The organism is Hoeflea sp. YIM 152468 (assembly GCF_029210485.1).
Classification (GTDB): Bacteria; Pseudomonadota; Alphaproteobacteria; order Rhizobiales; family Rhizobiaceae; genus Hoeflea.
In genome coordinates this window covers 1-24,806 of sequence record NZ_JARGET010000033.1, presented here as the reverse complement: position 1 = coordinate 24,806, position 24,806 = coordinate 1, and the positions used below count along the sequence as shown (strand labels likewise).

Here is a 24,806-nt window from a genome sequence, read left to right as displayed (position 1 = left end):
GAATTAGGAGTACTCAATGGCAGGTAACAGTGGACGCATCAAAGCTACCGAAGCAAAGCGGCTTCGAAAGGAAGCGGGCAAGTATATTCGACGGCGGCGTGTCGAGCTTGACATGACGCAGAAGAACCTTGCTGACACACTGGGGCTTGAATTCTACACCTTCATCTCGTCAGTCGAGACCGGCGCTAATCAGGTCCCACCGGAGTCTGTTGACGATTGGGCTGATGCTTTGAAGATGGACAGAAGGGAGTTCGCTACTCACCTGCTCTCTTATTATTCCCCCGGCTACTATCGTGCCATCTTTGGTGGCGGTACCGGTACAACCAAAAAGGATCCTGAACCTGTGAAGCACTAGCGAAAGGAGCTGCCATGTTTTCTCCAGATGAGTCCGTATATCTGGCGGGGATTGATGTAGGATTGGAAGTTTTCCCTACTGACGAGGGAGAAAGCGTTGCGGCTCTGATCGCACCCGATGGTGAAGCTTTCCTTCTGATCCATAAAACTCGTGACAAGAGGTTTGTGTTCACAGATCGACAGGCCAAGGTGGTCGGTCGGTACGCGGACCTCCGTCACCATTTCGAACAACCGACCAGAGAAAGGGCACAGCTATGACTTTGTTCAAGGTCGAGGGGTCACCCTACTGGTACTACAAATTCATGATCGACGGCGAAACCTACAAGGCGAGTACCCGTCGACGGCGCAAGAGCGAGGCGGCTGAGGTTGAAGCCGCCAAACGCCAGGACGTGCTGAACAGGAAGCAGCTCGGTCACCTGCCACCCATCAAGCTCCGGGACGCGGTGACCTACTGGATCGACCACTATGGCAAGGAGACACGGTCGGCCAAGGCAGAGCGGAACCTGATCAGAGTTATGTTTGAAGGGTCCAGTGCAAAAAAGACACAGCGTCAATGGACATGGTGCCCGAACATGCCTTTCCATGAGATGACCGAGGCTGACGTCAAGCGGATGATTGATCACCGCGTCAACGAGGGACTTGGTCCATCATCGATCCGCATGGAGTTGTCGATCCTCAGCCGGACAAGGAGCCGCCTCAAGGGTCTCTTTCTGGTGCCCACTTTCGAGTTCCCTACGGCGAAGGAAGACAAGCGCATCAAGCCTGTCCTCAAGCACAGGTTCCTTGATCAGGACGAGGTGAGCAAGCTGCTCAAGATCCTCGATCCAAGGGATCTGCCAGACACGCCACGCAACAGGCGCTGGTATGCTGACCGGATGGATGCGTTCGATCTGGCCACGCTACTGCTCGACACTGGGGTGCGTCCGATGGAAGCCATGTCTCTGACGTGGCAGGACGTCCACCTGAATGAGCGGCGCATCCATACCCATCGCATGAAGGTAGGGAAGTGGTCGCGGCTGCTGATGTCTGACCGTGTCCTGGCCATGCTGACACGCCGGTACCGGGAAGCCGAGGGCACCCCCTATGTGTTCCCGAACAGGCGCATGAAGTCGTCCCGGTCGGAGCCACACATGACACAGTGCAAGGTTCTCCAGAACGGGATCGAGCGGTGTGGTGCGAACACACCGGACAAGGTGAAGCGGTATGGATGCCGTGCCACAATCTACACACTGCGGGACACGTTCGCTTCGCGTCTGTTGCAGACCGGCAAGGTCCCGCTCAAGGACGTGAGCCAGCTCCTTGGTCACAGCAACGTGACGATGACCGAGAAGTACGCCTCACTGGTACCCGAACAGGTGACCGAGAACGCGGTCGCTGTTCTCAACGGACTCAACACCCACTGAAAGGAGGCATGAATGAAAGAGAAACTGAATAGCGTAGGTGGTGCGGCTGCAATGGTGGGGCTGGTCGCTCCGTGGCTCTACAGTCTGTACCTGGATATCGTGGAGGGGACCGTGATCTGGTTCCTGATCCACTTCTTTGTCCCGCCTATCGGCTGGATCTTTGGTGCGTTCCGCATCGTTCAGGGACTGTTCTTATAGGGCGTCACTAAAAATGGGCCTATTGAATTGACCTACCCGGTACGTGGTTTACCCGCCACCTCATGGGGACAAGGACAGGGCGTGACTGAGGGTAATCAGTCGTTAGGATCTCGGCCTCATAATCCGAAGATGTGGATTCGCCCGACCACCTTGCCGTGCGGCATGTCGTTTAAGGTCCGGTCAATTTTTGGTTCAAGACCGTCCCACTATTGTCCAAGTATCACATTCACTGGACTTTAAATCACCTCAACCCATTGTAATCATTAGAGTTATCAGAACCGCGGCGATATGGTTTACAGATCGTAAACCATTTGGCTTTAGTGTTTTGCCCAGTGGTGTTGAGTGGAGTGGTGGTTTCATGGTGGTGCAGTCATTTTTGAAGTGGTCGGAAACCGCCGGGGTCAGTGACCGCTGCCGCGCCACGCTGGCACTGACCCGGATCTACGCGCAAGAACATATGGATGGTAAAGACCGACAGGACGCCGAAGCGGCGTTGTCGCTGCTGCTTGAGGATCCATCTCCCAAGGTCCGTCTTGCCTTGGCCGAAGGGCTTGCAGAGATTGATCACGCGCCACGCAACATTGTGCTGGCGCTGGCGGCCGACCAACTCGAGGTGGCGGCGCGGGTCATCGCCCTTTCGCGGGTTCTGTCTGACAACGACCTGATCGAAATCATCGCCAGCGGTCGCTCCTCGCTGCAACAACTGGTCGCATTCAGACGCCCGCTTTCGGTGAGTGTCGCCGCCGCGCTGGCGGAAATCGCGGACGCCGATGCGATTGCCGGTATGCTCGACAATCCGGAGGTGTCGATTGCGCGCATTTCGCTGCGCCGGATTGCCGAGCGATTCGGCGACAATGCCGAATTGCGGGCGCGGCTGTTTGATCGCGCCGATCTGCCCAGCGATGTCCGTCAGGGGTTGATGGAGCAGCTAGGCGCTGCACTGGCGGGGTCGATGTTCGTCCGCTCGGCCATAGGCGGCACCCGTGGCCGCAAGGTTGCCGAAGACGCTTGCACCACGGCGACACTGCGGCTGGCCGAAACCGTGGTCCAGGATGAAATTCCGGCACTGGTCGAGCATTTGCGTCTGTCGGGCAAGCTGACACCGGCCTTTCTGATGCACGCCCTGTGTGCGGGCAATGTCGATTTCTTTGCCGGCGCCGTGGTGTCCCTGTCTGGCCTGAGCGACGGACGTGTGCGTGGCATTCTGGTTGACGGCCGCGAAACCGCGATGCGGGCGCTGTACCGGTCGATCGGCCTGGGCCGTGACCTGGCTCCGGTGTTTGTCACGGCGACGCAGATGTGGCGCGCGGCGTCGCGCACGCATTCATCGCTGGATACAGACCTGGTCGCCACCCAACTGATGGCGCGTCACGCCGGTGACGCAGATCGCCAGCCAGCGGTTGCAGAGCTGCTGAGGCTGGTTGAGACCATGCAATTCAGCTGGCGCCGCCATGTCTCGCGCGACTACGCCCAGGCCCTGGCGGCGCAGGCTGCCTGAGCTGCGCCGCTTGTCATCGGGACGTGAGGATCCAGACAACAACCCGGTTCAGATATCGAGATTGTCGGCAAAGGCAGCGTGTTCCTGAATGAACCGGAAGCGGGCTTCCGCCTTGGTGCCCATCAAATTGTCGACCGTGTCCTGGGTGGATTGCGGATCGGTTGTATCAACGGACACTTTCAGCAGAGTCCGCTTGGACGGGTCCATGGTGGTTTCCTTGAGTTGCGAGGCCATCATTTCACCCAGTCCCTTGAACCGGTTGATCTCGACCTTGCCGCGGCCGCTGAATTCGGTTTCGAGCAACTCCACCCGGTGGGCGTCGTCACGCGCATAGAGCGACTTTGCGCCCTGGGTGAGCTTGTAAAGCGGCGGAACCGCCAGATAGAGATGGCCCTGACGGATCAGTTCCGGCATCTCCTGATAGAAGAAGGTGATCAGCAACGAAGCGATATGGGCGCCATCGACATCGGCATCGGTCATGATGATGATGCGCTCGTAGCGCAGATCTTCTTCGCGGTATTTCGACCTTGTGCCGCAGCCCAGCGCCTGAACCAGATCGGCGATCTGCTGGTTGGCGCCCAGTTTCTCGCGTCCGGCGCTGGCGACATTGAGGATCTTGCCGCGCAACGGCAAAATCGCCTGATTGGAGCGGTTGCGCGCCTGTTTGGCCGAGCCGCCAGCCGAATCCCCCTCGACGATGAACAGTTCAGCGCCGGCAGCGGTGGTCTGGCTGCAATCGGACAATTTGCCGGGAAGCCGCAGCTTGCGCACCGCAGACTTGCGGTTGACTTCCTTTTCCTTGCGCCGCCTGACCCGCTCGTCGGCCCGGTCGATGACCCATTCGAGCAACTTGTCGGCTTCGGCAGGCGAATCGGCAAGGAAATGATCGAACGGATCGCGCAGCGCGTTCTCGACAATGCGCTGGGCTTCGACAGTGGCGAGCTTGTCCTTGGTCTGGCCGACGAATTCCGGCTCGCGGATGAAGACCGAGAGCATGCCGATCGACGAGATCATCACGTCGTCGGTGGTGATCGCGGCGGCGCGCTTGTTGCCGGTCAGTTCGGCATAGGCCTTGAGCCCCTTGGTCAGGGCAATCCGCAAGCCGGCCTCGTGGGTGCCGCCATCGGGCGTGGGAATGGTGTTGCAATAGGAGCTGATCGAGGAATCGCCGCCATACCAGGTGACCGCCCATTCCATCGAGCCATGGCCGCCGGAGCGTTCGGTCTTGCCGGCGAAGATGTCGCGGTTGACCCGGTGCTCCTTGCCGAGCGAGGCCTCGAGATAGTCCTTGAGGCCGCCGGGGAAATGCAGCACTGCCTTTTCCGGTATGTCGGTGCCCTCGACAAGCGCAGGCGCACAGACCCAGCGGATCTCGACGCCGCCGAACAGATAGGCCTTGGACCGCGCCATGCGGTAGAGCCGGCCGGCATCAAAGCGGGCGGCGGCGCCGAAAATTTCGGGATCGGGGTGAAAGCGCACCTTGGTTCCACGGCGGTTATGGACATCGCCAAGGTCTTCGAGACCGCCCTGGGGCAGGCCGCGGGAAAAGGTCTGCCGGTAGAGTTTCTTGTTGCGGGCGATTTCAACGATCAGTTCATCGGACAAGGCATTGACCACGGACACGCCCACGCCATGCAGTCCGCCCGAGGTCTCGTAGACCTTGCTGTCGAACTTGCCGCCCGCATGCAGCACCGTCATGATCACTTCGAGCGTGGATTTTCCGGGGAACTTGGGATGGTTTTCAACCGGGATGCCGCGGCCATTGTCGGTAACGGAGAGATAGCCATCGGCCCCGAGTTCGACCTCGATGAAATTGGCATGACCGGCCACGGCTTCGTCCATCGAGTTGTCGATGACTTCGGCAAACAGGTGATGCAGCGCGCGCTCGTCGGTGCCGCCGATATACATGCCCGGTCTGCGCCGCACCGGCTCGAGACCCTCGAGCACCTCGATGGTGGAGGCGTCATACTCATCGCCGCTGGCGGGGGCGCCTGACTTTTGCGCCGCAGAGCGCGCCGGTCTGGCGGCCGCAGAGCCCGGTTGCTTGTGTGAAATGCTTTCCACTTTTGGCTCCGGCCGCTCGACCGGTGTGCCTGGTGTGGAAAAAAGATCGTTGGAATCGTCCATATTGCCGTGATGCCTGATGTAGATTGGGAATTCGAATCACCCGGAGTGTGCCAGAATCCGTTCTTTCAATCGACTGTGTAGCATTTGGTTTCAGGCTTTGCGCAGCGTTCTTGCCGGGCAGGGTGCGATATTTCTTGCTTTGATGATCTCGCTTTGTTCGGCCTCCGCCGTCCATTCCCTCGAACTCAAGGGTCACAAGGACCGTTTGTTCGCCTATCCTGGCATCCTGTCGATGGCCAAGGACGGCTCCTTCATGACGGTTCAGTACGACAAGATGCGCGACATTCACAAACGTGATGTCGAGCCCGAACGGCGCGTGCGATCGAACTATGTTTCGCTTGCCGTGAAGAAGCAGAGCCGCCTTGCCGTGCATGAGGCCAATGGCCGGACGATCAAGACCGGGGTCACCGGCGATTATGCCCACGCGCGCTTTGCGGTCATTTTCGTCCATGGCCGGGGCGGGGACCAGCGGCTCGGCATGAATGATTATACCTTCGGCGGCAATTTCAACCGGCTCAAGAACCTGGTGGTGCTCAATGGCGCTGCCTATCTGGCGCCGACGGTTGCCAGTTTCGATGACAAGGGCGCCAGCGACGTCAAGGCATTGATCCTGGCCGGTCAGGCGCCGGTGGTGCTGGCCTGTGCCTCGATGGGCGCGATCATCTGCTCGAAACTCGCCCATGATCGGGAGGTTGTGCCGCGGCTGGCGGGCATGGTGTTGCTTGGCGGTGTGCCGGATAGGGGGCTTGCAAAGAGTGCCGCCGTCATGTCCGGAGTGCCGATGTCGTTTACCCACGGCAGTCTGGACACAGTCTATCCCTGGCAGGATCAGAAGGCGGTGTTTGATGCGGTTCGCGGTACGGCTGAAGCCTATCCGGCACGGTTTGTGCTGTTTGACACCGGCTCTCACGGCACGCCGATGCGGATGACGGACTGGAAGCAGACGCTCGAGTTTCTGCTCAGCCGCTGACCCTGTCCGGCGGCGGTCAATTCATCCTGGTTCATTTCGAGACCCGATTCAACTTAAGGAAAAATTGACTGCACTCGTGAACCTGATGTTTGGGAAATAAGACTAGAACTGCTCCCATCCTCATTGGAGCGGATCATGAAGTACATTGTTTTTATTCTTTTCACGGTACTGACCAATGCTGCGGCGCAATTGATGCTCAAGCAAGGCATGCTGTCACTGGGGCCGGTCTCATTCACCGCCGACACCATGGTTGCACGGGTCTTCCAGATCCTGTTCAATCCCTGGGTCTTTGCCGGATTGACGACGTTTGCCATCTCCATGGCGTCGCACCTTTATGTGCTGTCGAAAGTTGAGCTGTCTTTCGCCTATCCCTTCCTCAGCCTTGCCTATGTGGCGGTGGCGATATTTGCCTACATCCTGTTCCGGGAAGACCTCAACAGCTGGCGGATCGCAGGCATTGCCTTCATTTGCGTGGGCACCGTTCTCATTGCCCAGTCGGGCCGCGGCGGTCACGCCGGTGAGGGGCAGGAAACCGCCCACCTTTCCAAAATCAAACTAGCAGCAAGTGAGACTTCGCAATGAAACACATTCTTTTCGGAGGCGATGGATTCGTCGGCCGTCATCTTGCCCAGAAACTGCTTGCCGACGGCGAGGAAGTTGTGGTTGCCGACATTGCCAACGACAACCGCGCCTTCTACCGCGATGCGACGCTTCTCGCCTGCGACGTGACCAAGCCCGAGATGGTGGCCAGGGTTCCGCTCGCAGCCGGTGACATGGTCTACAATCTGTCGGCCAAGATGCTGTCGCCGCTGCAGGTGCGCGCCAAGCGGCATGATTTCTTCTATCCGGTCAATTATGACGGCACGAAGCACATCATCGAGGCCATGGACAAGGCCGGCGCGCGCAAGCTGGTGCATTTCACCACCGACATGATCTACGGCCACACGGTGACCTTCCCGATGACGGAAGAGCATCCGGTCTCGCCGCTGGGCGAATACGGCCAGTCCAAGCTCGACACCGAGGTGCTGGCAGCGGACTGGCGCAAGCGCGGCATGTCGATTTCGCTGTTTCGTCCGCGGCTGATCATCGGCCCGGGCCGGCTCGGGATTTTGGAAAAACTGTTCAAGCTGATTGATGCCAACCTGCCAGTCCCGATGATCGGTTCGGGCAAGAATCCCTACCAGTTCATCTCGGTGTTCGACTGTGCCGAAGCTGCGCGGCTGGCCTGGAAAGCCGGGGTTCCGAACGAGGCCTATAATCTTGGTTCGATCCAGCCGCCGCCGGTCCGAAAGCTGCTTGGTGACCTGATCAAACATGCGGGCTCAAGATCGCTGCTGATCCCGACGCCAGGCTGGGCGGTCAAACGCACGCTGGATCTGTTCGACCTGATCAACAAGCCGATCATGGATCCCGAACAGTATCTGATTGCCGACGAGAATTGCGTTCTCGATGTCTCCAAGGGCGAGCGCCAGCTTGGCTGGGTGCCGCAATACCGCGACGAAGACATGCTGATCGCCGCCTATGACGAATATCGTGCTGGCAAGGCGCGTGGCAGATCATCTGCTGCAGCCCAGGTCGCACCGGCTGAATGAAAATGCTTCGAGGGAGCCCCATCAATGCTTGACACACCCAACCGCGTTGCCGTCGATGCACCGTCCTTGTCGGATGCCGGAGCCAACATGACCCCAACACACCGCCCTGATCTGCTGACAGTTGCCGATGCCAAGGCAATGTCGCTTGGCCAGATGACAGATCTGTTCAAGGACCATATCAACCCCGGCCAGTTGCATTTCATGAAGCTTCTCGGCTTTCACAAGGTCAAGATCGAGACAGCTTCGGGGATGTATTACACCGATCAGAACGGCCGCAAGATCCTGGATTTCTTCGGCGGCTTCGGCTCGCTGGCGCTGGGGCACAACCATCCGCGCATCATCAAGGCGCGCAAGGATTTTCAGGACGAAGACCGTCATGAGATCGCCATCGCCTTCATGAGCCAGTATGCCTCGGCGCTGGCCAAGAACCTCGCTGCGATCGCGCCGGGTGATCTTGATATGGTGTTCCTCGGCTCATCCGGATCGGAAGCCATGGAAGCGGCGATCAAGGTGGCCGAGCGCGCCGCCGGACCAAAGCGGCCCAAAATCGTCTATGCTGCCAATTCGTTCCATGGCAAGACCAAGGGCGTGCTGTCGCTCACCGATTCCGAACTCTACCGCGGCGAGTTCCAGTTGACCGGCAATACGGTCAAGGTGCCGTTCGGCGATATCGATGCCATCCGGGCGGCTTTCGAGACTGATCCCAAGATCGGCGTCATCGTGCTCGAAACCATCCAGGGCGGCGGCGGCATTGTCGAAGCGCCGGTGGCGTTCTGGCAGCAATTGCGCGGCCTGTGCGACAAGCATGATGTGCTGTGGATTGCCGATGAGGTCCAGTGCGGCATGGGCCGGTCCGGCCACTTCTTCGCTTTCGAGAAGGCCGGTGTGGTGCCTGACGTGACAGCCCTTGCCAAATCGCTGGGCGCGGGCAAATGCGCCATGGCGGCGATGATCGCATCGCGCAAGGTCTACATGAAGGCCTATGGCACACCGAAGACGGCAATGATCCACGCCCAGGCCACCTTTGGCGGCATCGGCGAGGCCTGCGTCACCGCCATTGAAGGCCTCAACGTCATCTATGACGAGGATCTGATCGGCAATGCCGCTCAGGTCGGATCGTATCTGATCGAGCGTCTCAACGAGCTCAAGGACAAATATCCGCAGATCATCAAGGATGTGCGCGGCAGCGGCTTCATGGTTGGCCTGGAATTCCAGGATTTCAGCCAGACCCTGCCCGCCCTGCTGCGGCCGATGGTGGCGTTGCTCGATGACAAGCTCAAGGGGTCGCTGTCGGGCTTTGTCGGCGCCGAACTGCTGCGTGATCACGATGTGCTGGTGGCGTTCACCGAGTACAACCGCAACGTCATCCGGCTGGAGCCGCCATTGATCTGCGGACGGGAACATGTCGATGCGTTCATCACCGCGCTGGACGCCGTGCTCGGGCGTGGCATCGTCCGCATTGTCCGCGATTTCATCGGCAGCCAGGCCAAGAAATAGGCTTTGGCCGCAGCGGAATGGTCAGGTGAGGGACCGGCGGTCAGGTCCGGGACTCCGGGATCAGACGCCTGACGGCCGCAGCCGATCCGATGGTCTCAGGTTCTTGAACCAATGTCTGAAGACCTGCCTGCATAGATCAGAAATTGCTAATAAAAGACCGGCGAAACCTGTTGGGTTCCGCCGGCTTTTTGTGCCGGCTGCGTGACCAGCGCGGCGCGTGTCAATCAGACCGAGTAGTACATGTCGAACTCGACCGGATGCGGGGTCATTTCATAGCGCATGACCTCGATCATTTTCAGCTCGATGAAGGCGTCGATCTGGTCGTCGTCGAACACACCGCCGGCGGTGAGGAACTTACGGTCCTTGTCGAGGCTTTCGAGCGCTTCACGCAGCGAACCGGCAACGGTCGGGATCTTCTTGAGTTCCTTGGCAGGCAGATCGTAAAGGTCCTTGTCCATGGCCTTGCCCGGATGGATCTTGTTCTTGATACCGTCGAGACCGGCCATCAGCATGGCTGCGAAACACAGATACGGGTTTGCCGTCGGATCGCCGAAGCGGACTTCGACGCGCTTGGACTTGGGCGACGAGCCGAACGGAATGCGGCAGGACGCCGACCGGTTGCGCGCCGAGTAAGCCAGCAGCACCGGGGCTTCGTAGCCCGGAACCAGGCGCTTGTAGGAGTTGGTCGACGGGTTGGAGAAGGCGTTGATGGCCTTGGCGTGCTTGATGATGCCGCCGATGTAGAACAGGCAGTTTTCCGAAAGGCCTGCATATTCATCGCCTGCGAATGTCGGCTTGCCGCCCTTCCAGATCGACTGGTGCACATGCATGCCCGAACCGTTGTCGCCGAACACCGGCTTGGGCATGAAGGTTGCGGTCTTGCCGTAGGCATGGGCAACCTGGTGGACGCCGTATTTGTAGATCTGGGTCTTGTCGGCGGTGCGGGTCAGGGTGTCGAACACCATGCACAGCTCGTGCTGGGCCGCAGCCACCTCGTGATGGTGCTTTTCGACGGTCAGGCCCATTTCGGCGAGAACCGTGAGCATTTCGGAGCGCATGTCCTGGCAGCTGTCGACCGGGGGGACTGGGAAGTAACCGCCCTTGACGCGCGGACGATGGCCCATGTTGCCGGTCTCGTAATCGGTGTCGTCATTGGACGGCAGTTCGGAGGAATCGAGCTTGAAACCGGTGTTGTACGGATCAGCCTTGTACTTGACGTCGTCGAAAATGAAGAATTCGGGCTCAGGTCCGATATAGACGGTGTCGCCGATGCCGGAGGCCTGCAGATAGGCCTCGGCCTTCTTGGCGGTTGTGCGCGGATCGCGGCTGTAGGCTTCGCCGGTGATCGGATCGAGAATGTCGCAGAAAACCGCCATGGTTGACTGCGCGAAGAACGGATCCATGTGCGCCGTCGCTGTATCGGGCATCAGAACCATGTCGGATTCGTTGATGGCCTTCCAGCCACCGATCGAGGAGCCGTCGAACATCACGCCGTCAGCGAACATGTCTTCGTCGACGCAAGAGGCGTCCATGGTCACATGGTGCATCTTGCCCCTCGGGTCGGTGAAGCGCAAATCGACGAACTTGACGTCGTTTTCTTTGATTTGCTTGAGGATTTCAGTGGCAGTCGTCATGTTCGATATTCCCTGTAAGTAATGATGACGGGTGCGCGGCTGTCCGCCGTACACAATTGGTCAGATGGCGTCGTTGCCGGTTTCACCGGTGCGGATACGGATGACTTCCTCGATGTTGGAGACGAAGATCTTGCCATCGCCGATGCGGCCGGTCTGGGCGGCATTGCGAATGGCATCGATCGCGGCCTCCGCGGTCTCGTCAGCCAGGACGATCTCGACTTTCACCTTGGGCAGAAAATCCACGACATACTCCGCGCCGCGATAGAGCTCTGTATGGCCCTTCTGGCGGCCGAAACCCTTGGCCTCCATGACAGTGATGCCCTGAAGGCCGACTTCCTGAAGAGCTTCCTTCACCTCATCAAGTTTGAAGGGCTTGATGATCGCTTCGATCTTTTTCATGAGAACCAATTCTCCGCTCTGTCCTGTGAAAGCGGGTGTTTGAGCTGATGCCAAAAACCCGCTTGCGGACATCAAAGCACACGCCGTGCCAATTTGTGAAAAAAATGCCTCTACGGATCAAATTGAACCATTTCTTCGCCGGTTCCGGCCCAAAACCGGCGCTGACGCGAGCCCCTGGTGCGCCCCGAGCTGTGTTCGGCCTGAAAAGCCATCGCTTCGCCTGAGCCGGTTGAGGCAACAGGTGGTGGTTTGTGCGCCACCGGCTGCCCAAAATACAGGCAACCGCCCAAGGATGATGCAGCTGCGATTGCGCCTTCCTCGGTGTGTGCAGGCCGCGGCCACAATCTTGACCGGCGGGGGCGGTCATGCCACGAACGCTGATGGCCACCAATGACACAGTGTTGCTAACCCCCGCCGCCATGGGCCTTGTCGACAAGGCGGCGATCGACAGCGGGCTTGACGGTTACGCGCTGATGCAGGCTGCTGGCGCGCATGTGGCGGCGGTTTTCCTGGCCAACTATCCTTCAGCCCTGCGTGCGGTGGTTCTGTGCGGACCCGGCAACAATGGCGGCGACGGGCATGTGGCCGCGCGCCTGCTGCTTGGCAGCGGTGTCGAGGTCATCCGCTACGGCACGGCACCGAGACCGGGCGGTGATGCGGCTGTGGCCTTTGCTGCCTGTCCGGGACCGTTGCATCGCCTGGAAGACTGTCACTTCCGGCCCGGTGACGTGATCATCGATGCGCTGTTTGGCGCCGGGCTGGACCGGCCGGTCAGTGCCGGGGTGGCGGCGCTGATCGCGCGCGCCACCAGCACCCGCATCCCGGTGATTGCCGTTGATCTGCCTTCGGGTTTGTCGGGTCGAACCGGCGTTCCCACCGGCCCGTGTTTTTCCGCCGCCCACACGGTCACTTTCGCGGCGCTCAAGCCGGGGCACCTGTTGATGCCGGGCAAGTCACTGTGCGGGGAAACGCATCTGTGCGATATCGGCATTCCGGCGCGGCTGATCTGCAGTGCCGATCCTGTCTGGCGCAATCATCGCGGGATCTATCAGACGCACCTGCCGGCGACAGATGCGGCCCAGCACAAATACAGCCGAGGACATCTGGTGGTGTTTTCCGGGCCGCTGATTTCGACCGGCGCCGGCCGGATGGCGGCGGAAGCCGGTTTGCGCTCCGGGGCGGGGCTGGTGAGCATGGCCACGCCGCCCGGAGCCGTCATGGTTCAGGCCACCCATCTGACCGCGATCATGCAAAGGTCGATCAAGGACGAGGCTGACCTTGACGCCTGGCTCACCGACAAGCGGCTGTCGGCCTTTGTCATCGGCCCGGGATTTGGCGACCTGGCCAAAGCGCGGGCTTACACCGGCACTCTTGCGGCGACCGGGCGACCAGTGCTGCTCGACGCCGACGCGCTGACGGCGTTTGGAGATGATGCCACTGTGCTGGCAAATCTGTTCGTCGGTGAAACCCGGCTGCTGATCACGCCGCATGAAGGCGAATTCCGGCGGCTGTTTGCCGATCTGGCCGACGATGACAACCTGTCCAAGATTGACCGGGCCCGGGCGGCGGCGCAGCGTCTTAATGCCGTGGTCATCTACAAGGGCGCAGATACGGTGATTGCCGCGCCGGACGGGCGATGCGCGCTCAATGCGGATGCGCCGCGGTGGCTGGCCACTGCCGGGTCCGGCGATGTGCTCTCCGGCATTGTCGGCGGGATGCTGGCGCAGGCCATGCCGCCCTTCGAGGCGGGATGCGCAGGCGTTGCCCTTCACAGCCAGGCCGGGTGGCGTGCGGGCGAGGCGATGACGGCCGAGGATCTGCCGGGACAGCTAGGGCGGCTATAGAAGGCGGCTCTTGCGCAGCATGCCGGCGCCGGCCAGCACCGGATAGGCAATCGAGGCGAACAGCGAATTGATCTCCTTGAGGTCGCGCATCGTGTCGATGTGGATGGAGCTCGAATCGTAGCTGTCGTCATTGCCGTCGCGCAGCCGCTGCATGTGCTGTTGCTCGCTGTTGCGGACCATGGTGCGGACCAGCTCCTTCTGCGCAACCAGTTGCCGGGCGTGATCAACATCGGGATTGACGAAAAGGTTGAACGCCAGGCGCGCGTTCTTCATCACCTCCTGGTGCAGTTCCTTGATTTCATGCCAGCCTTCACGGGAAAAGGCGATCTTGCGCTCGTGCTTTTTGCGCACTCGGGTCACCATGTTCTGCGAAATGATATCGGCAGCCTGCTCCAGCTTGATCGTCGCGCCGAGCAGATCCTGGCACAACGCCGCGGATTTTTCATCAAGGGCGCTTTGGGAGATTTTCGCCAGGTAGAATTTGATGTCGCGATGGGTCTGGTCAACTTCGTCATCAAGCGATTCTATGTGCTTGATCTTCTGCTTGTCGGATTCCTCGTAGACATCGAAAATCCAGGTCAGCATCAATTCGATCCGGTCGCAGACCGTCAGCAGTTCCCGCGTCGCATTGCTGATAGCCTGTTGCGGATCGGCCAGATGTTCGGGCATCAAGGCGGACATCCGCTTGTCGGGCACCGCCTCGGTGCCCTGACCGGACGGCGTCAGCCATTTCGACAGAATGCGTCCGACTATGCCACAAAACGGCAGGCCCAACACCAGGACAGCCAGGTTAATGGCAAGGTGGACCATAACCACCGCATCGCCGGGCTGGCTGGAGAACAGGCTGCTTGGCACCTCGAAACTCATCTGCAAGGCCAGCGCGATCAGCGTGCCGGTGCCGCGAATGGCAACATTGCCAAGCGGCACAATGCGCGCGTCGGTGCGCTCGCCGCGGGTCAGCACCGCGCCGATGATGGCGGCACCGAAATTGATGCCGAGAACCAGTGGAATGATCAGGACAGGTGGAATCAATGCCCGGTCGGCCAGTGAGGCGAGCAGCAGCACGGCTGCAACGCTTGAATGGAACGCCCAGGCGAGCAGGCCGGCGAGAACAAAGGCGGTGATCCAGTCGCGCGCCAGGTAGTTGATGATTATTGGAAGGATTTCGCTGGTCTTGAGCGGAACAGATGCTTCGCCGATCAGCCTGAGCGACAACAGCAACAGCCCAAGTCCAACGAGGATACGGCCGATCTGGCGCCAGTTGCGCTGTTCGCTGGCCCGGAAGGCGATCGTGCCGGCGAGCAGCAACACCGGAATCAGCAAGGACAGATCATGGCGCAGGATCCGCACGACGAAGGCTGAACCAAGATCGGCTCCGAGCAGTGTGGCAATGCCGATCGCGGTCGAGACATAGCCGCTGGCGACAAAACCGGCGACGATAAGGGCAACGGCGGTGGCGCTCTGCAGGGCAATGGCGAAGAAGAATCCGGCAACGGCCGCGGTGACACGGTAATTGATCGCCAGCCGCAATTTCTGCCTCAGCTGATCGCCATAGGCCCGTTCAATGCCGGTCCTGACCATGCGTGTGGCCCACAGCAGCAGTGCGACGGCACCGGCGAGATTTATGAAGACGATGATACCCGACATGACGCGGCCAAACAAAAGAGTGAACAGATTCCAGGTGTCGCGAACTGGGCATGCCTGGAAGAAAACGTCCGTCTGGCCGGGACAGGTGGCTGAAAGACGACTCAGACTAGCGTATTTATTCCGCAGTAACAATTTGCCGGTTTCGGGGGTGGAAAGCGACGCCTTGATGCCGAGAGTGGTGGTGTTTACGCCGGTTACGCCAGCAATTGCAATGCCGCCATTCACATCGCGCGCTGATTTCTCAGATAGGTTCTGGGCGGTGTGCCCATCACCCGCGAAAACATGGTGGTGAAGGCCGGCATGCTGTCATAGCCCAGATCAAGTGCGACGATCGTGACCGGTTCGCCGGCGGCCAGGCGGGGCAGGGCGGCCATCACGCAGACCTGCTGCCGCCAGGCTGAAAGACTGAGGCCGGTCTGTTGCCGGAACATGCGGGTGAAGCTGCGCCGGCTCATCCCGACATGGCTGGCCCAGTCATCGATCCTGAGCCGGGTTGAGGGTGCGGCGATGAACTCGCGGCACAGCCGCACCAGACGGGCGTCGGCGGGAAGCGGCAGGCCCAACGGCCGTTCGGGCAGCAACGGAATTTCGTGCAGCAGCGACGCGTGGATCAGTTCGGCGCGCGGATCGCCGGGATCTGGCCCCAGCCTGACGGCTTCCGCCAGCAGGCTGCGCATCAGCCGGGTCATCGCGGTGACATGCAGATGCGTCGGCAGACCGGCCAATGCATCCGGCTTGACATAGGCCGAGTGCATCTCGACCGCACCGATGATGTCGACCGCATGCCGAACACGGGCCGGAATCCACAGCGCGTGATCGGGCAGCACCATCCAGCGGCCAAGTTGTGTGGTGACGATGACGGCGCCGGTGGTGGGATGCAGCAACTGGGCCCTGCTGTGCTCGTGCTCGGCGACAAACGAATTTTCGGTGTAGCGATGGGCGAAAGCAATCGCCGGGCTGGTTGCCGCTTCAACCTCGGCGCGCCGCTGCATCATCAGCGCTTCCTGCTCGCGCGGCTGAATATTTGCTGTGCGCACCAATCCGGAGGTCATGACATTGGCCCAATCGCGAAAGAAATCGACCAAACCACGAAAGCGGGTCGCAAGCAACACGTGTATTGGTCGAGTGGAGAGCACAGCCGGTCGCCAGCTTGTTGACTTTTCGAACAGATCCGTTCCGGCTATGACAATTCGGCTGGAATGGCTGCTGTGAGTCGGGTTTGGCGTTTTTTATCAGTTGTGTAGCGGCTCTTCGGGCCCTGTGAGAGGACTGTTCATGCGTGTCGGACCTGAAAATGCCAGTGCTGGAGAAACACCAAATGCGACCACATCAGCCGCGTTCTCCGTGGTGGTGGCGCTCAGCATCTGCCATTTTCTCAACGACACGATGCAGTCGGTGCTGGCTGCAATCTATCCGATCCTGAAGATCAATTACGCGCTCAGCTTCACCCAGATCGGGTTGCTGACCTTTGCATTCCAGTTCACCGCATCCCTGTTGCAGCCTGCCATCGGGGCCTACACCGACAAACGTCCGATCGGCTATGCGCTGCCGGTTGGAATGGGGTTCACGCTTATAGGTTTGCTGCTGCTGTCGTCGGCCGGCTATTACGCTTTGCTGCTTGTGGCGGCTGGACTGGTCGGCTTTGGATCGGCGGTCTTTCACCCGGAATCCTCCCGCATCGCCCGTCTTGCCTCCGGGGGGCGGCATGGAACCGCGCAATCGGTGTTTCAGGTGGGCGGCAATGTCGGCACGGCGAGCGGACCGCTGCTGGCGGCGTTCATCATCGTGCCCAACGGCCAGGCCTCGGTTGTCTGGTTCGGTCTGGCGGCGCTGTGCGGCATGGTGATCCTGACCTGGGTCAGCCGCTGGTACGGTGAATTCCGGCGTGCGGCGGCCGGACGCCCGGTGCCCGATACACGGCTGGCGCACAGCCGCCGCCGCGTCATCCTTGCGCTGGTGGTGCTGGCGCTGCTGGTGTTCACCAAGAATATCTATGTCGCCAGCTTCACCAGCTTTTACACGTTCTTTGTCATCGAGCGGTTTGATGTCAGTGTGCAGGACGCGCAAGTGCTGCTGTTTGTGTTTCTGGGCGCCATGGCTGCCGGAACCTTGATCGGCGGGCCGATCGGCGACCGGATTGGCACCAAGCTGGTGATCTGGGTGTCGATTCTGGGTGTGCTGCCGTTCACGCTGTTGCTGCCCTATGCCGATCTGTTCTGGACCGCCGTGCTGACAGCGGTCATTGGCGTGGTGCTGGCCTCGGCGTTTCCGGCCATCGTGGTGTTCGCGCAGGAACTGGTGCCGGGCCGGGTCGGGCTGATCGCCGGCGTGTTCTTCGGCTTCGCTTTCGGCATGGGCGGCATTGCGGCCGCAGTGATGGGGCAGGTGGCCGATGTCAAGGGCATCATCTATGTCTACCAGATCTGCTCGTTCCTGCCGTTTCTGGGCCTGCTGACGATTTTCCTGCCGCGGCAGGTAAAGGCGGCTTAGCTTGTCTTCCAGCCGCCGCGGCAGTGGCCACGGCATCCGGCTCACCCATGCGCGTGTGATGCCGCAAGCATGGAGCAGGTGCGAGACGCTGCCTTGATCCGGATCAGCAGCACAGGAAGCTTGTTTGCCGAGAGGTGTCAGACCCTCTGCTGCAGCGCCATGGCACCTGCGGGGGCATTGACCTTGCCGCCGGTGATGAAGAAGGCAAACACGTCGCGGGGTTGTGTTCGTACCTGGCGGTCGGCGGCGATCAGCGGCAGGTCCGATGGGGTGGAGCCCTGGGCATAGGTCCGCAGCCGACTGGCCCACAGATCGATTTCGTCCGGCGGATAGCAGGTGCGCACCGCATCGGACCCGCGCTGCAGCCGGGCATAGACGAAATCCGAGGTGACATCGGCGACCATCGGGTAGCTCTCGTGGTCGGCACAGACCGCCGCCACCTTGTGTTTGGCCAGCAGGTCGATGAACTCCGGCGTGCAGAAGCTTTCATGCCGGGCTTCGACGACGTGGCGCAGCGCAATGCCGTCCTGCTTGGCCGGAAGCAGGGCGAGAAACGCCGCGAAATCATCGGGTTCGAATTTCTTCGTCGGCATGAACTGCCACAGGATCGGGCCGAGCCGGTCGCCCAGTTCGGTGATGCCCTGGGTCAGGAATTTGGTGATTGAGGGTTCACTGTCCGCCAGCACCTTGCGGTTTGTGCAGTAACGGCTGGCCTTAAGCGAAAACACGAACCCGTCCGGCACATCGGCGGCCCATTTGGCGAATGTCGCCGGTTTCTGGCTGCCGTAATAGGTGCCGTTGACTTCGATGGCGCGCAACTGACTGCCGGCATGTTGCAACTGCCTGGTCTTGGGCAGTTTCGGCGGATAGAAACTCTCGTTCCAGGCATCGAACACCCAGCCGCCAATGCCGGTGCGGATTGTTGCGTGTGGGGTCATGAGGCAGCCTCTCGAGTGCAGGCTTGATTGGCGCCCGCTGAATTGATGTTCAATGCTACAGCTTCAAGTCTGGCTGTGGAGGCTCGGCGAACTCCTGGGCCAAGTCGTCTTTGACGCGGCGATAGAGTCTCGCATTCTTTGCGGCGGTCCGGACATCGCCAGCACGCAAAGCCCTGCGCACGGAGTCCAGCTTGCGAATCGAACCAAGGTCGACCGTCGGCGTCCAGTCATGATCGCCATTGTGCAGGATGACTTCCACCTCCGCGACAACATCGCCTTCGCGCAACAGCTGCGTTGATATCCTGGTCATGACCTTTCCCTCAGCGTGAAGCTCTTGTCCCATTTTGTCGGATCGGGTCGATACGCCGTCACCAGCACAGCTGGTTCCCTTGCATCTCTTGGAATTCCCCATACCAGATGAATAGGGTGCCCAAACTCGTCTCTTTGCAACAGCAGGACCGCCGGTCCTTTATGGTAATCCGGATAGTCTTCCACAACAATGCCATCACCGACTGCACCGATCAGCGGCTCGATCAGAATGCCGTCATTGAGCAGTTCCTGCAAAGCGTGAAGTGAAACCTCGAACCTCTCTTGTTCAATCAAAGAGACAACAATTGTAAAGGTCTCGCTCACTTACTCCGCCGCTTCCACCCGTCGCCCCGGGCGCCGTTCCAGCAGTTCCTTGAGGAACTGGCCGGTGTAGCTGCGCTCGATCTTGACGATGTCTTCGGGGGTGCCTTCGGCAACGACGGCGCCGCCGCCCTCGCTCACGCCACCACCCTGGTCAATTCGAAAATCTCGCCGTGGCGGGCCGCAGCCTGGATGTCGCGGTGCCTGAGCGCGCTGCGCACCTCGTCGAGCTTGAGCGCGTCTTCGGCGGAAAGATAGGGGCCCCAATTGGTCGGATCGTCGGACTCGTAGATCAGCGTGACGGGAACCTTGGCGATATAGCCGCCTTCTTCCACGAGCCGTGTCACTTGCTCAAATCTTGCGCCGGATTGTGAACTGCTCATCCCACGTCTCCTTGTCAGGCAGATAGACCGTCACGAGGACGGCATGAACTGCATTTTTATCGATCATACCCCAGACAGCGTGAACCGGACCAGCCGGTAGTTCATGCTTGGCAAGGAGCGACGGCCCCATCCGGTTGTCTTCGTAGATTTCGACAATTGACCACGACGGAACGCTGGCCAGGATATCCGACAGCAACAGACTTCGTTCATCCAATCGCGCCTGAGCATGATCGGAGACCCTGAAACTGCCGCTTGCTATACGCTGTCGTAGCCGGACAGCCAGATCGTCCATTCCTACTCCGCCGCTTCCACCCGTCGCCCCGGGCGCCGTTCCAATAATTGCTTGAGGAACTGGCCGGTGTAGCTGCGCTCGACCTTGACGATGTCTTCGGGGGTGCCTTCGGCAACGACCTCACCGCCGCCGTCGCCGCCTTCGGGGCCCAGATCGATGACCCAGTCGGCGGTCTTGATGACTTCCAGATTGTGCTCGATCACCACCACCGAATTGCCCTGATTGACCAGTTCGTGCAGCACTTCGAGAAGTTTGGCGACATCGTGGAAATGCAGCCCGGTTGTCGGCTCGTCGAGAATGTAGAGCGTGCGACCGGTCGAGCGCTTGGACAGTTCCTTGGCCAGCTTGACCCGTTGCGCCTCGCCCCCGGAAAGCGTGTTGGCCTGCTGGCCGACCTTGATGTAGCCAAGACCGACACCCTCGAGCGCCTTGAGCTTGTCGCGCACGGCGGGAACGGCGGCAAAGAACTCGACGCCTTCCTCGACCGTCATGTCGAGCACATCGGCAATCGATTTCTGCTTGAAGGTGACCTCGAGGGTTTCGCGGTTGTAGCGCTTGCCATGGCAGACATCGCAGGTGACGTAGACATCGGGCAAGAAGTGCATTTCGATCTTGATGACGCCATCGCCCTGGCAGGCCTCGCAGCGGCCGCCCTTGACGTTGAACGAAAAGCGTCCGGGCTGATAGCCGCGCACCTTGGCTTCGGGCAGATTGGCAAACCAGTCGCGGATCGGGGTGAAGGCGCCGGTGTAAGTGGCCGGGTTGGAGCGCGGCGTGCGGCCAATCGGCGACTGGTCGATGTCGATCACCTTGTCGATGTGCTCGAACCCGTCGATGCGGTCGTGATCGGCGGGGGTTTCGCGTGCGCCCATCACCCGGCGCGCAGCGGCCTTGTACAGCGTCTCGATCAGGAACGTCGATTTGCCGCCGCCCGACACCCCGGTCACCGCCGTGAACACACCCAGCGGAATGGCGGCGGTGACGTTCTTGAGATTGTTGCCGCGGGCGCCAAAGACCTTGATTTCCTTTTTCCTGACGGGTTTGCGCCGGTCTGATGGCACCGCCACATCGAGTTCGCCGGAGAGATATTTGCCGGTGATCGAGCGCGGATTGGCCATGATGTCGCCGGGCGTCCCCTGGGCGATGATCTCGCCGCCGTGAATGCCGGCATGAGGGCCGATGTCGACCACATGATCGGCGCTCATTATCGCGTCCTCGTCGTGTTCGACAACGATCACGGTGTTGCCGATGTCGCGCAGATGCTTGAGCGTCTCCAGAAGCCGCGCATTGTCGCGCTGATGCAGGCCGATCGAGGGTTCGTCGAGCACATAGAGCACCCCGGTAAGGCCCGACCCGATCTGCGAGGCCAGCCGGATGCGCTGGCTTTCGCCGCCCGACAAGGAGCCGGAATTGCGCGACAGCGTCAGATAGTCGAGCCCGACATCATTGAGAAACTTCAGCCGGTCGCGGATCTCCTTGAGAATGCGCACGGCAATCTGGTTCTGCTGCTCGTTGAGCCGCGACGGCAAATCGGCAAACCAGCCGCCGGCGCGGCGGATCGACAGCTCGGTGACTTCACCGATGTGACAGCCATCGATCTTGACCGCGCGCGCCTCGGGCTTGAGCCGGTAGCCGTCGCAGGCCGGGCAGGGCGCGGCCGACATGTAGCGCTCGATCTCTTCGCGGGCCCAGGCGCTGTCGGTTTCCTTCCAGCGCCGCTCCAGATTGGGAATGATGCCTTCGAAGGTCTTCGAGGTGGTGTAGGAGCGCAGGCCGTCATCATATTTGAAGGCGATCTTTTCACTGGTGCCGCGCAGGATGGCGGTCTGGCCCGCCACCGGCAGGTCTTCCCAGCGGTCGCCCAGCTTGAAGCCGAAATGCTTGCCCAGCGTTTCCAGCGTCTGGGTGTAGTAGGGTGAACTGGATTTGGCCCAGGGCGCCACGGCGCCGCCGCGCAAGGTCAGCTGCGGCTCGGGGATGACCAGGGCCTCATCGATCTTCTTCTGGGTACCGAGACCATCGCAGGTGGGGCAGGCGCCGTGCGGATTGTTGAACGAAAACAGCCGCGGCTCGATCTCGGAAATGGTGAAGCCGGACACCGGGCAGGCGAATTTTTCCGAAAACAGCAGCCGCTCATGGGTTTCGTTCTTGGACTTGTTGGCCGAGCCTTCCGAGGTTTCGCTGCCGGGCAGCGGCTTGTCGGCGAATTCGGCAATCGCCAGCCCGTCCGCCAGCCGCAGGCAGGTTTCCAGGCTGTCGGCCAGTCTCGAGGCGATATCGGGCCGCACGACGATGCGGTCGACAACGATGTCGATATCGTGCTTGTACTTCTTGTCGAGCGCCGGGGCATCGGCAATTTCGTAATACTGGCCGTCAACCTTGACCCGCTGGTAGCCCTTTTTCATGAACTCGGCCAGTTCCTTGCGGTACTCGCCCTTGCGGCCGCGCACCACCGGCGCAAGAATGTAAAGCCGGGTGCCTTCTTCCAGCATCAGCACCCGGTCGACCATCTGGCTCACGGTCTGGCTTTCGATCGGCAGCCCGGTGGCGGGCGAATAGGGTACGCCGACGCGGGCAAACAGCAGCCGCATGTAATCGTAGATTTCGGTCACCGTGCCGACGGTCGAGCGCGGGTTGCGGCTGGTGGTCTTCTGCTCGATGGAAATCGCCGGCGACAGCCCGTCGATCTGGTCGACATCGGGCTTCTGCATCATCTCGAGGAACTGTCTTGCATAGGCCGACAGGCTTTCGACATAGCGGCGCTGGCCCTCGGCATAGATGGTGTCGAACGCCAGCGAGGATTTGCCCGACCCCGACAGCCCGGTCATCACGATCAGGCTGTTGCGCGGCAGATCGAGATCGACATTCTTCAGATTGTGCTCGCGGGCGCCGCGAATGGTGATGGATTTCAGTTCAGTCATGATGCCGCCGCTGTGCCGTGGGCCATCCAGCGTTTCGTTCGGAACGCGCATGAATTGCCCAGATGCCTAAAAGCCTTGCAGGTCCGATGCCCCGGTGGAGCTATCTGGCCGCAGTTCGCAAGAACACTTGCCCCAGGCGAACTCTGCATTTCAACAATGGTTCCGCGGGCAAGACAAGAGCCATACATAAGCACCTCACCGGCAATGTCGAGATGCTCAGAGTGGTGTTGCTTGCAACTGCGCCGAATCTGTTGACAGAAACTGACACAGATATTAGAACAAAGAAAGAACAAAAAAGGCCTGTGGATTGTCACCCCCCACGTGACGGGTGGATGGCTGATCCTGTAAGGTGCAATTCGATTTGGACGGGGCGGCGCAAGGCCGCCTGAAGTGTTGGAAGGTGAGATATCATGGCGGGCAGCGTCAACAAGGTCATTCTGATCGGCAATCTGGGCGCCGATCCGGATATAAGACGGACCCAGGACGGCCGTCCGATTGCCAATCTGTCGATCGCCACCTCGGAAAGCTGGCGCGACAAGAACACCGGTGAGCGGCGGGAAAAAACCGAGTGGCACCGGGTTGTGATTTTCAATGAGGGCCTGTGCAAGATTGCCGAGAGCTACCTGAAAAAGGGCTCGAAGGTGTATATTGAAGGCCAGTTGCAGACCCGCAAATGGACCGACCAGTCGGGCCAGGACAAATACTCCACCGAAGTGGTGCTGCAGGGCTTTAACGGCAATCTGACCATGCTGGATGGCCGCAGCGAAGGCGGCGGCCAGCGCTCGGGCGGCGGTGACTTCGGCGGCGGATCGTCCTCGGGCGGTGACCGTGGCGGTGCCAGCGGCGGATTCGGTGGTGGCGGTGGTGGCGGGTCTTCCCGCGATCTCGACGACGACATTCCGTTCTGATCGGTTCGGCCGTTCTGATCGGTTCGGCTGTTCTGAGCAGCCTCGCCGTTCTGAGCCTGCATCGCCGTCCGGCGCCGTGACGGGTGGCCACAGCACCAGGAGTGGCAAGGCATGGCATCTCAGAGTGACGTTCTGGAACTTGGCCCCGGGGATGGGCGCGCCTATAGTCTCGGTCGCATGCGGGCGGTGTTCAAGGCCGACCATGCCGAGAGCGCTGATCGCTACGCGGTCTCGGAATGGTGGCTGGAGCCTCATTGCACAGGGCCCGGAGCCCATCTGCACGAGGCCAATGAAGAGCTTTTCTATGTGCTCGAGGGCACGGCCTGTTTCCTGGTTGGTGAGGTTTGGCGGGATCTGCCGAAGGGGAGCTTTCTGCGCATCCCCGCCGGGATCGTGCATGATTTCGAAAACCGCAGCGCGGCACCGGTCGGGCTGTTGAACATCTTCCTGCCCGGCGGGTTCGAGCAGGCAATGCCGGGCATCGTGAAATGGTTCGAGGAGAACCCCCAGGGGTTGGCCGGTGTGCCACCGACGGGAGGCAAGTGACCGGTTTCCGGTTGTGGCACGGCCTTGCGGGGCGGGGGAGAAAAATTGTGCGCCAATCCATTACCCATGTTGCGCTCGTGGTTCGAGATTATGACGAGGCGATCGGCTTTTATTGCGGCGTGCTCGGCTTTGATCTGCTGGAAGACACCTATCAGCCGGCGCAGGACAAGCGCTGGGTGGTTGTCCGGCCCAAGGGCGGGCAGGGTGCTTCCCTCGTGCTGGCCCGCGCCGCAACGCCTGCGCAGCAGCCTTTTGTCGGCGACCAGACCGGCGGGCGGGTGTTTCTGTTTCTCAACACCGACGATTTTGACCGTGACCATCAGCGCCTGACTGCCGCCGGGGTCGACTTCGTGCGTGCGCCGCAGACCCATGATTACGGCACCGTGGCGGTGTTTCGCGACATCTACGGCAATTTGTGGGACCTGCTGCACTTGACCGAAGGCCATCCGGCGGCAAACTGATCGCCCGGCCTTAGAGCGTCGTGCATTCAAGTGTATCCATAGCCTGCTGCGGTGAAGTAGTTTCTGCATTCGGT

At 60.5% G+C, this 24,806-nt stretch carries 26 protein-coding genes; 14 read left to right on the top strand and 12 right to left on the bottom strand.

What is annotated here, in order from left to right; genetic code table 11:
- Nucleotides 1–16: 16 nt before the first annotated feature.
- The 5 genes from PZ897_RS17625 to PZ897_RS17605 all read left to right on the top strand — a co-directional run bounded on the left by PZ897_RS17625 (nucleotide 17) and on the right by PZ897_RS17605 (nucleotide 3,453).
- Nucleotides 17–355, top strand: coding sequence for a helix-turn-helix transcriptional regulator (locus tag PZ897_RS17625; RefSeq protein ID WP_275753922.1), 339 nt, complete (start codon nucleotides 17–19; stop codon nucleotides 353–355).
- 14 nt (nucleotides 356–369) lie between these two features.
- On the top strand, nucleotides 370–612 hold the full coding sequence (locus PZ897_RS17620) for a hypothetical protein (protein WP_275753921.1): 243 nt from the start codon (nucleotides 370–372) through the stop codon (nucleotides 610–612).
- A complete protein-coding gene (locus PZ897_RS17615; RefSeq protein WP_275753919.1) occupies nucleotides 609–1,757 on the top strand; it encodes a site-specific integrase in 1,149 nt (382 codons plus the stop codon). The genes PZ897_RS17620 and PZ897_RS17615 overlap by 4 nt, the downstream gene beginning before the upstream one ends.
- Before the next feature lie 12 nt (nucleotides 1,758–1,769).
- On the top strand, nucleotides 1,770–1,955 hold the full coding sequence (locus tag PZ897_RS17610) for a hypothetical protein (protein WP_275753918.1): 186 nt from the start codon (nucleotides 1,770–1,772) through the stop codon (nucleotides 1,953–1,955).
- 358 nt (nucleotides 1,956–2,313) lie between these two features.
- Nucleotides 2,314–3,453 carry a DUF2336 domain-containing protein gene (locus tag PZ897_RS17605; RefSeq protein WP_275753916.1) on the top strand — a complete coding sequence of 380 codons (1,140 nt, stop codon included), beginning with the start codon at nucleotides 2,314–2,316 and terminating at the stop codon, nucleotides 3,451–3,453.
- Nucleotides 3,454–3,501: 48 nt separating this feature from the next.
- On the opposite strand, the gene parE is transcribed toward PZ897_RS17605, so the two are convergent.
- Nucleotides 3,502–5,580, bottom strand: a complete 2,079-nt coding sequence (parE, locus tag PZ897_RS17600; protein WP_275753914.1) for a DNA topoisomerase IV subunit B — start codon at nucleotides 5,578–5,580, stop codon at nucleotides 3,502–3,504.
- A 97-nt stretch (nucleotides 5,581–5,677) separates the two neighbouring features.
- On the opposite strand from parE, the gene PZ897_RS17595 reads away from it, so the two are divergent.
- The 4 genes from PZ897_RS17595 to PZ897_RS17580 all read left to right on the top strand — a co-directional run bounded on the left by PZ897_RS17595 (nucleotide 5,678) and on the right by PZ897_RS17580 (nucleotide 9,639).
- Complete coding sequence (locus PZ897_RS17595; protein WP_275753912.1) at nucleotides 5,678–6,550, top strand: alpha/beta hydrolase; 873 nt, start codon at nucleotides 5,678–5,680, stop codon at nucleotides 6,548–6,550.
- Between the two features lie 135 nt (nucleotides 6,551–6,685).
- Complete coding sequence (locus PZ897_RS17590) at nucleotides 6,686–7,132, top strand: transporter (protein ID WP_275753910.1); 447 nt, start codon at nucleotides 6,686–6,688, stop codon at nucleotides 7,130–7,132.
- Nucleotides 7,129–8,142, top strand: coding sequence for an NAD(P)-dependent oxidoreductase (locus tag PZ897_RS17585; protein ID WP_275753909.1), 1,014 nt, complete (start codon nucleotides 7,129–7,131; stop codon nucleotides 8,140–8,142). The genes PZ897_RS17590 and PZ897_RS17585 overlap by 4 nt, the downstream gene beginning before the upstream one ends.
- An 87-nt stretch (nucleotides 8,143–8,229) precedes the next feature.
- A complete protein-coding gene (locus PZ897_RS17580; RefSeq protein WP_275753989.1) occupies nucleotides 8,230–9,639 on the top strand; it encodes an aspartate aminotransferase family protein in 1,410 nt (469 codons plus the stop codon).
- A gap of 224 nt (nucleotides 9,640–9,863) precedes the next feature.
- On the opposite strand, the gene glnA is transcribed toward PZ897_RS17580, so the two are convergent.
- Nucleotides 9,864–11,273: a type I glutamate--ammonia ligase gene (gene glnA / locus PZ897_RS17575; RefSeq protein ID WP_275753908.1), complete on the bottom strand. Its 1,410-nt coding sequence runs from the start codon at nucleotides 11,271–11,273 to the stop codon at nucleotides 9,864–9,866.
- A gap of 60 nt (nucleotides 11,274–11,333) precedes the next feature.
- Complete coding sequence (locus tag PZ897_RS17570) at nucleotides 11,334–11,672, bottom strand: P-II family nitrogen regulator (protein ID WP_275753906.1); 339 nt, start codon at nucleotides 11,670–11,672, stop codon at nucleotides 11,334–11,336.
- A gap of 365 nt (nucleotides 11,673–12,037) precedes the next feature.
- On the opposite strand from PZ897_RS17570, the gene PZ897_RS17565 reads away from it, so the two are divergent.
- The gene (locus tag PZ897_RS17565; RefSeq protein ID WP_275753904.1) at nucleotides 12,038–13,516 is read left to right on the top strand and encodes an NAD(P)H-hydrate dehydratase; all 1,479 of its coding nucleotides are present in this window, start codon (nucleotides 12,038–12,040) and stop codon (nucleotides 13,514–13,516) included.
- Here PZ897_RS17565 and PZ897_RS17560 read toward each other — a convergent pair.
- Together PZ897_RS17560 and PZ897_RS17555 are read right to left on the bottom strand one after the other, a co-directional pair.
- Nucleotides 13,511–15,163 carry a Na/Pi cotransporter family protein gene (locus PZ897_RS17560; protein ID WP_275753902.1) on the bottom strand — a complete coding sequence of 551 codons (1,653 nt, stop codon included), beginning with the start codon at nucleotides 15,161–15,163 and terminating at the stop codon, nucleotides 13,511–13,513. The genes PZ897_RS17565 and PZ897_RS17560 overlap by 6 nt on opposite strands.
- A gap of 221 nt (nucleotides 15,164–15,384) precedes the next feature.
- The gene (locus PZ897_RS17555) at nucleotides 15,385–16,215 is read right to left on the bottom strand and encodes a helix-turn-helix transcriptional regulator (protein ID WP_275753901.1); all 831 of its coding nucleotides are present in this window, start codon (nucleotides 16,213–16,215) and stop codon (nucleotides 15,385–15,387) included.
- A gap of 223 nt (nucleotides 16,216–16,438) precedes the next feature.
- On the opposite strand from PZ897_RS17555, the gene PZ897_RS17550 reads away from it, so the two are divergent.
- Nucleotides 16,439–17,653 carry an MFS transporter gene (locus tag PZ897_RS17550; RefSeq protein WP_275753900.1) on the top strand — a complete coding sequence of 405 codons (1,215 nt, stop codon included), beginning with the start codon at nucleotides 16,439–16,441 and terminating at the stop codon, nucleotides 17,651–17,653.
- Between the two features lie 137 nt (nucleotides 17,654–17,790).
- Here the strand turns inward: PZ897_RS17550 and PZ897_RS17545 are convergent, their stop codons facing one another.
- The 7 genes from PZ897_RS17545 to uvrA are packed head-to-tail and all read right to left on the bottom strand — an operon-like array spanning nucleotide 17,791 to nucleotide 22,817.
- Nucleotides 17,791–18,591, bottom strand: coding sequence for a DUF72 domain-containing protein (locus PZ897_RS17545; protein ID WP_275753898.1), 801 nt, complete (start codon nucleotides 18,589–18,591; stop codon nucleotides 17,791–17,793).
- 55 nt (nucleotides 18,592–18,646) lie between these two features.
- On the bottom strand, nucleotides 18,647–18,901 hold the full coding sequence (locus PZ897_RS17540) for a hypothetical protein (protein ID WP_275753896.1): 255 nt from the start codon (nucleotides 18,899–18,901) through the stop codon (nucleotides 18,647–18,649).
- On the bottom strand, nucleotides 18,898–19,224 hold the full coding sequence (locus tag PZ897_RS17535; protein ID WP_275753895.1) for a DUF4258 domain-containing protein: 327 nt from the start codon (nucleotides 19,222–19,224) through the stop codon (nucleotides 18,898–18,900). Before PZ897_RS17535 ends, PZ897_RS17540 begins: the two co-directional genes overlap by 4 nt.
- A complete protein-coding gene (locus PZ897_RS17530) occupies nucleotides 19,225–19,362 on the bottom strand; it encodes a hypothetical protein (protein WP_275753893.1) in 138 nt (45 codons plus the stop codon). It lies immediately after the preceding gene.
- Nucleotides 19,359–19,604: a hypothetical protein gene (locus tag PZ897_RS17525; protein ID WP_275753891.1), complete on the bottom strand. Its 246-nt coding sequence runs from the start codon at nucleotides 19,602–19,604 to the stop codon at nucleotides 19,359–19,361. Before PZ897_RS17525 ends, PZ897_RS17530 begins: the two co-directional genes overlap by 4 nt.
- The gene (locus PZ897_RS17520; RefSeq protein ID WP_275753890.1) at nucleotides 19,573–19,896 is read right to left on the bottom strand and encodes a DUF4258 domain-containing protein; all 324 of its coding nucleotides are present in this window, start codon (nucleotides 19,894–19,896) and stop codon (nucleotides 19,573–19,575) included. Before PZ897_RS17520 ends, PZ897_RS17525 begins: the two co-directional genes overlap by 32 nt.
- Before the next feature lie 2 nt (nucleotides 19,897–19,898).
- Nucleotides 19,899–22,817: an excinuclease ABC subunit UvrA gene (gene uvrA / locus PZ897_RS17515; protein WP_275753889.1), complete on the bottom strand. Its 2,919-nt coding sequence runs from the start codon at nucleotides 22,815–22,817 to the stop codon at nucleotides 19,899–19,901.
- 410 nt (nucleotides 22,818–23,227) lie between these two features.
- On the opposite strand from uvrA, the gene PZ897_RS17510 reads away from it, so the two are divergent.
- The 3 genes from PZ897_RS17510 to PZ897_RS17500 all read left to right on the top strand — a co-directional run bounded on the left by PZ897_RS17510 (nucleotide 23,228) and on the right by PZ897_RS17500 (nucleotide 24,732).
- Nucleotides 23,228–23,725, top strand: coding sequence for a single-stranded DNA-binding protein (locus PZ897_RS17510; RefSeq protein ID WP_275753886.1), 498 nt, complete (start codon nucleotides 23,228–23,230; stop codon nucleotides 23,723–23,725).
- A gap of 111 nt (nucleotides 23,726–23,836) precedes the next feature.
- Nucleotides 23,837–24,271 carry a cupin domain-containing protein gene (locus tag PZ897_RS17505; protein WP_275753885.1) on the top strand — a complete coding sequence of 145 codons (435 nt, stop codon included), beginning with the start codon at nucleotides 23,837–23,839 and terminating at the stop codon, nucleotides 24,269–24,271.
- A gap of 47 nt (nucleotides 24,272–24,318) precedes the next feature.
- Nucleotides 24,319–24,732 carry a VOC family protein gene (locus tag PZ897_RS17500; RefSeq protein WP_275753883.1) on the top strand — a complete coding sequence of 138 codons (414 nt, stop codon included), beginning with the start codon at nucleotides 24,319–24,321 and terminating at the stop codon, nucleotides 24,730–24,732.
- The last annotated feature ends 74 nt before the right edge of the window (nucleotides 24,733–24,806 follow it).

Bases quoted from the DNA above. Each gene is read 5' to 3' on its own strand.
- PZ897_RS17615 (WP_275753919.1), top strand. From the start codon at position 609: ATGACTTTGTTCAAGGTCGAGGGGTCACCCTACTGGTACTACAAATTC.
- PZ897_RS17625 (WP_275753922.1), top strand. From the start codon at position 17: ATGGCAGGTAACAGTGGACGCATCAAAGCTACCGAAGCAAAGCGGCTT.
- PZ897_RS17555 (WP_275753901.1), bottom strand. From the start codon at position 16,215: ATGACCTCCGGATTGGTGCGCACAGCAAATATTCAGCCGCGCGAGCAG.
- PZ897_RS17565 (WP_275753904.1), top strand. From the start codon at position 12,038: ATGCCACGAACGCTGATGGCCACCAATGACACAGTGTTGCTAACCCCC.
- parE (WP_275753914.1), bottom strand. From the start codon at position 5,580: ATGGACGATTCCAACGATCTTTTTTCCACACCAGGCACACCGGTCGAG.
- PZ897_RS17560 (WP_275753902.1), bottom strand. From the start codon at position 15,163: ATGTCGGGTATCATCGTCTTCATAAATCTCGCCGGTGCCGTCGCACTG.
- PZ897_RS17585 (WP_275753909.1), top strand. From the start codon at position 7,129: ATGAAACACATTCTTTTCGGAGGCGATGGATTCGTCGGCCGTCATCTT.
- PZ897_RS17580 (WP_275753989.1), top strand. From the start codon at position 8,230: ATGACCCCAACACACCGCCCTGATCTGCTGACAGTTGCCGATGCCAAG.
- PZ897_RS17620 (WP_275753921.1), top strand. From the start codon at position 370: ATGTTTTCTCCAGATGAGTCCGTATATCTGGCGGGGATTGATGTAGGA.
- PZ897_RS17540 (WP_275753896.1), bottom strand. From the start codon at position 18,901: ATGACCAGGATATCAACGCAGCTGTTGCGCGAAGGCGATGTTGTCGCG.
- PZ897_RS17550 (WP_275753900.1), top strand. From the start codon at position 16,439: ATGCGTGTCGGACCTGAAAATGCCAGTGCTGGAGAAACACCAAATGCG.
- PZ897_RS17605 (WP_275753916.1), top strand. From the start codon at position 2,314: ATGGTGGTGCAGTCATTTTTGAAGTGGTCGGAAACCGCCGGGGTCAGT.
- PZ897_RS17525 (WP_275753891.1), bottom strand. From the start codon at position 19,604: ATGAGCAGTTCACAATCCGGCGCAAGATTTGAGCAAGTGACACGGCTC.
- PZ897_RS17545 (WP_275753898.1), bottom strand. From the start codon at position 18,591: ATGACCCCACACGCAACAATCCGCACCGGCATTGGCGGCTGGGTGTTC.
- glnA (WP_275753908.1), bottom strand. From the start codon at position 11,273: ATGACGACTGCCACTGAAATCCTCAAGCAAATCAAAGAAAACGACGTC.
- PZ897_RS17510 (WP_275753886.1), top strand. From the start codon at position 23,228: ATGGCGGGCAGCGTCAACAAGGTCATTCTGATCGGCAATCTGGGCGCC.
- uvrA (WP_275753889.1), bottom strand. From the start codon at position 22,817: ATGACTGAACTGAAATCCATCACCATTCGCGGCGCCCGCGAGCACAAT.
- PZ897_RS17610 (WP_275753918.1), top strand. From the start codon at position 1,770: ATGAAAGAGAAACTGAATAGCGTAGGTGGTGCGGCTGCAATGGTGGGG.
- PZ897_RS17590 (WP_275753910.1), top strand. From the start codon at position 6,686: ATGAAGTACATTGTTTTTATTCTTTTCACGGTACTGACCAATGCTGCG.
- PZ897_RS17520 (WP_275753890.1), bottom strand. From the start codon at position 19,896: ATGGACGATCTGGCTGTCCGGCTACGACAGCGTATAGCAAGCGGCAGT.
- PZ897_RS17505 (WP_275753885.1), top strand. From the start codon at position 23,837: ATGGCATCTCAGAGTGACGTTCTGGAACTTGGCCCCGGGGATGGGCGC.
- PZ897_RS17570 (WP_275753906.1), bottom strand. From the start codon at position 11,672: ATGAAAAAGATCGAAGCGATCATCAAGCCCTTCAAACTTGATGAGGTG.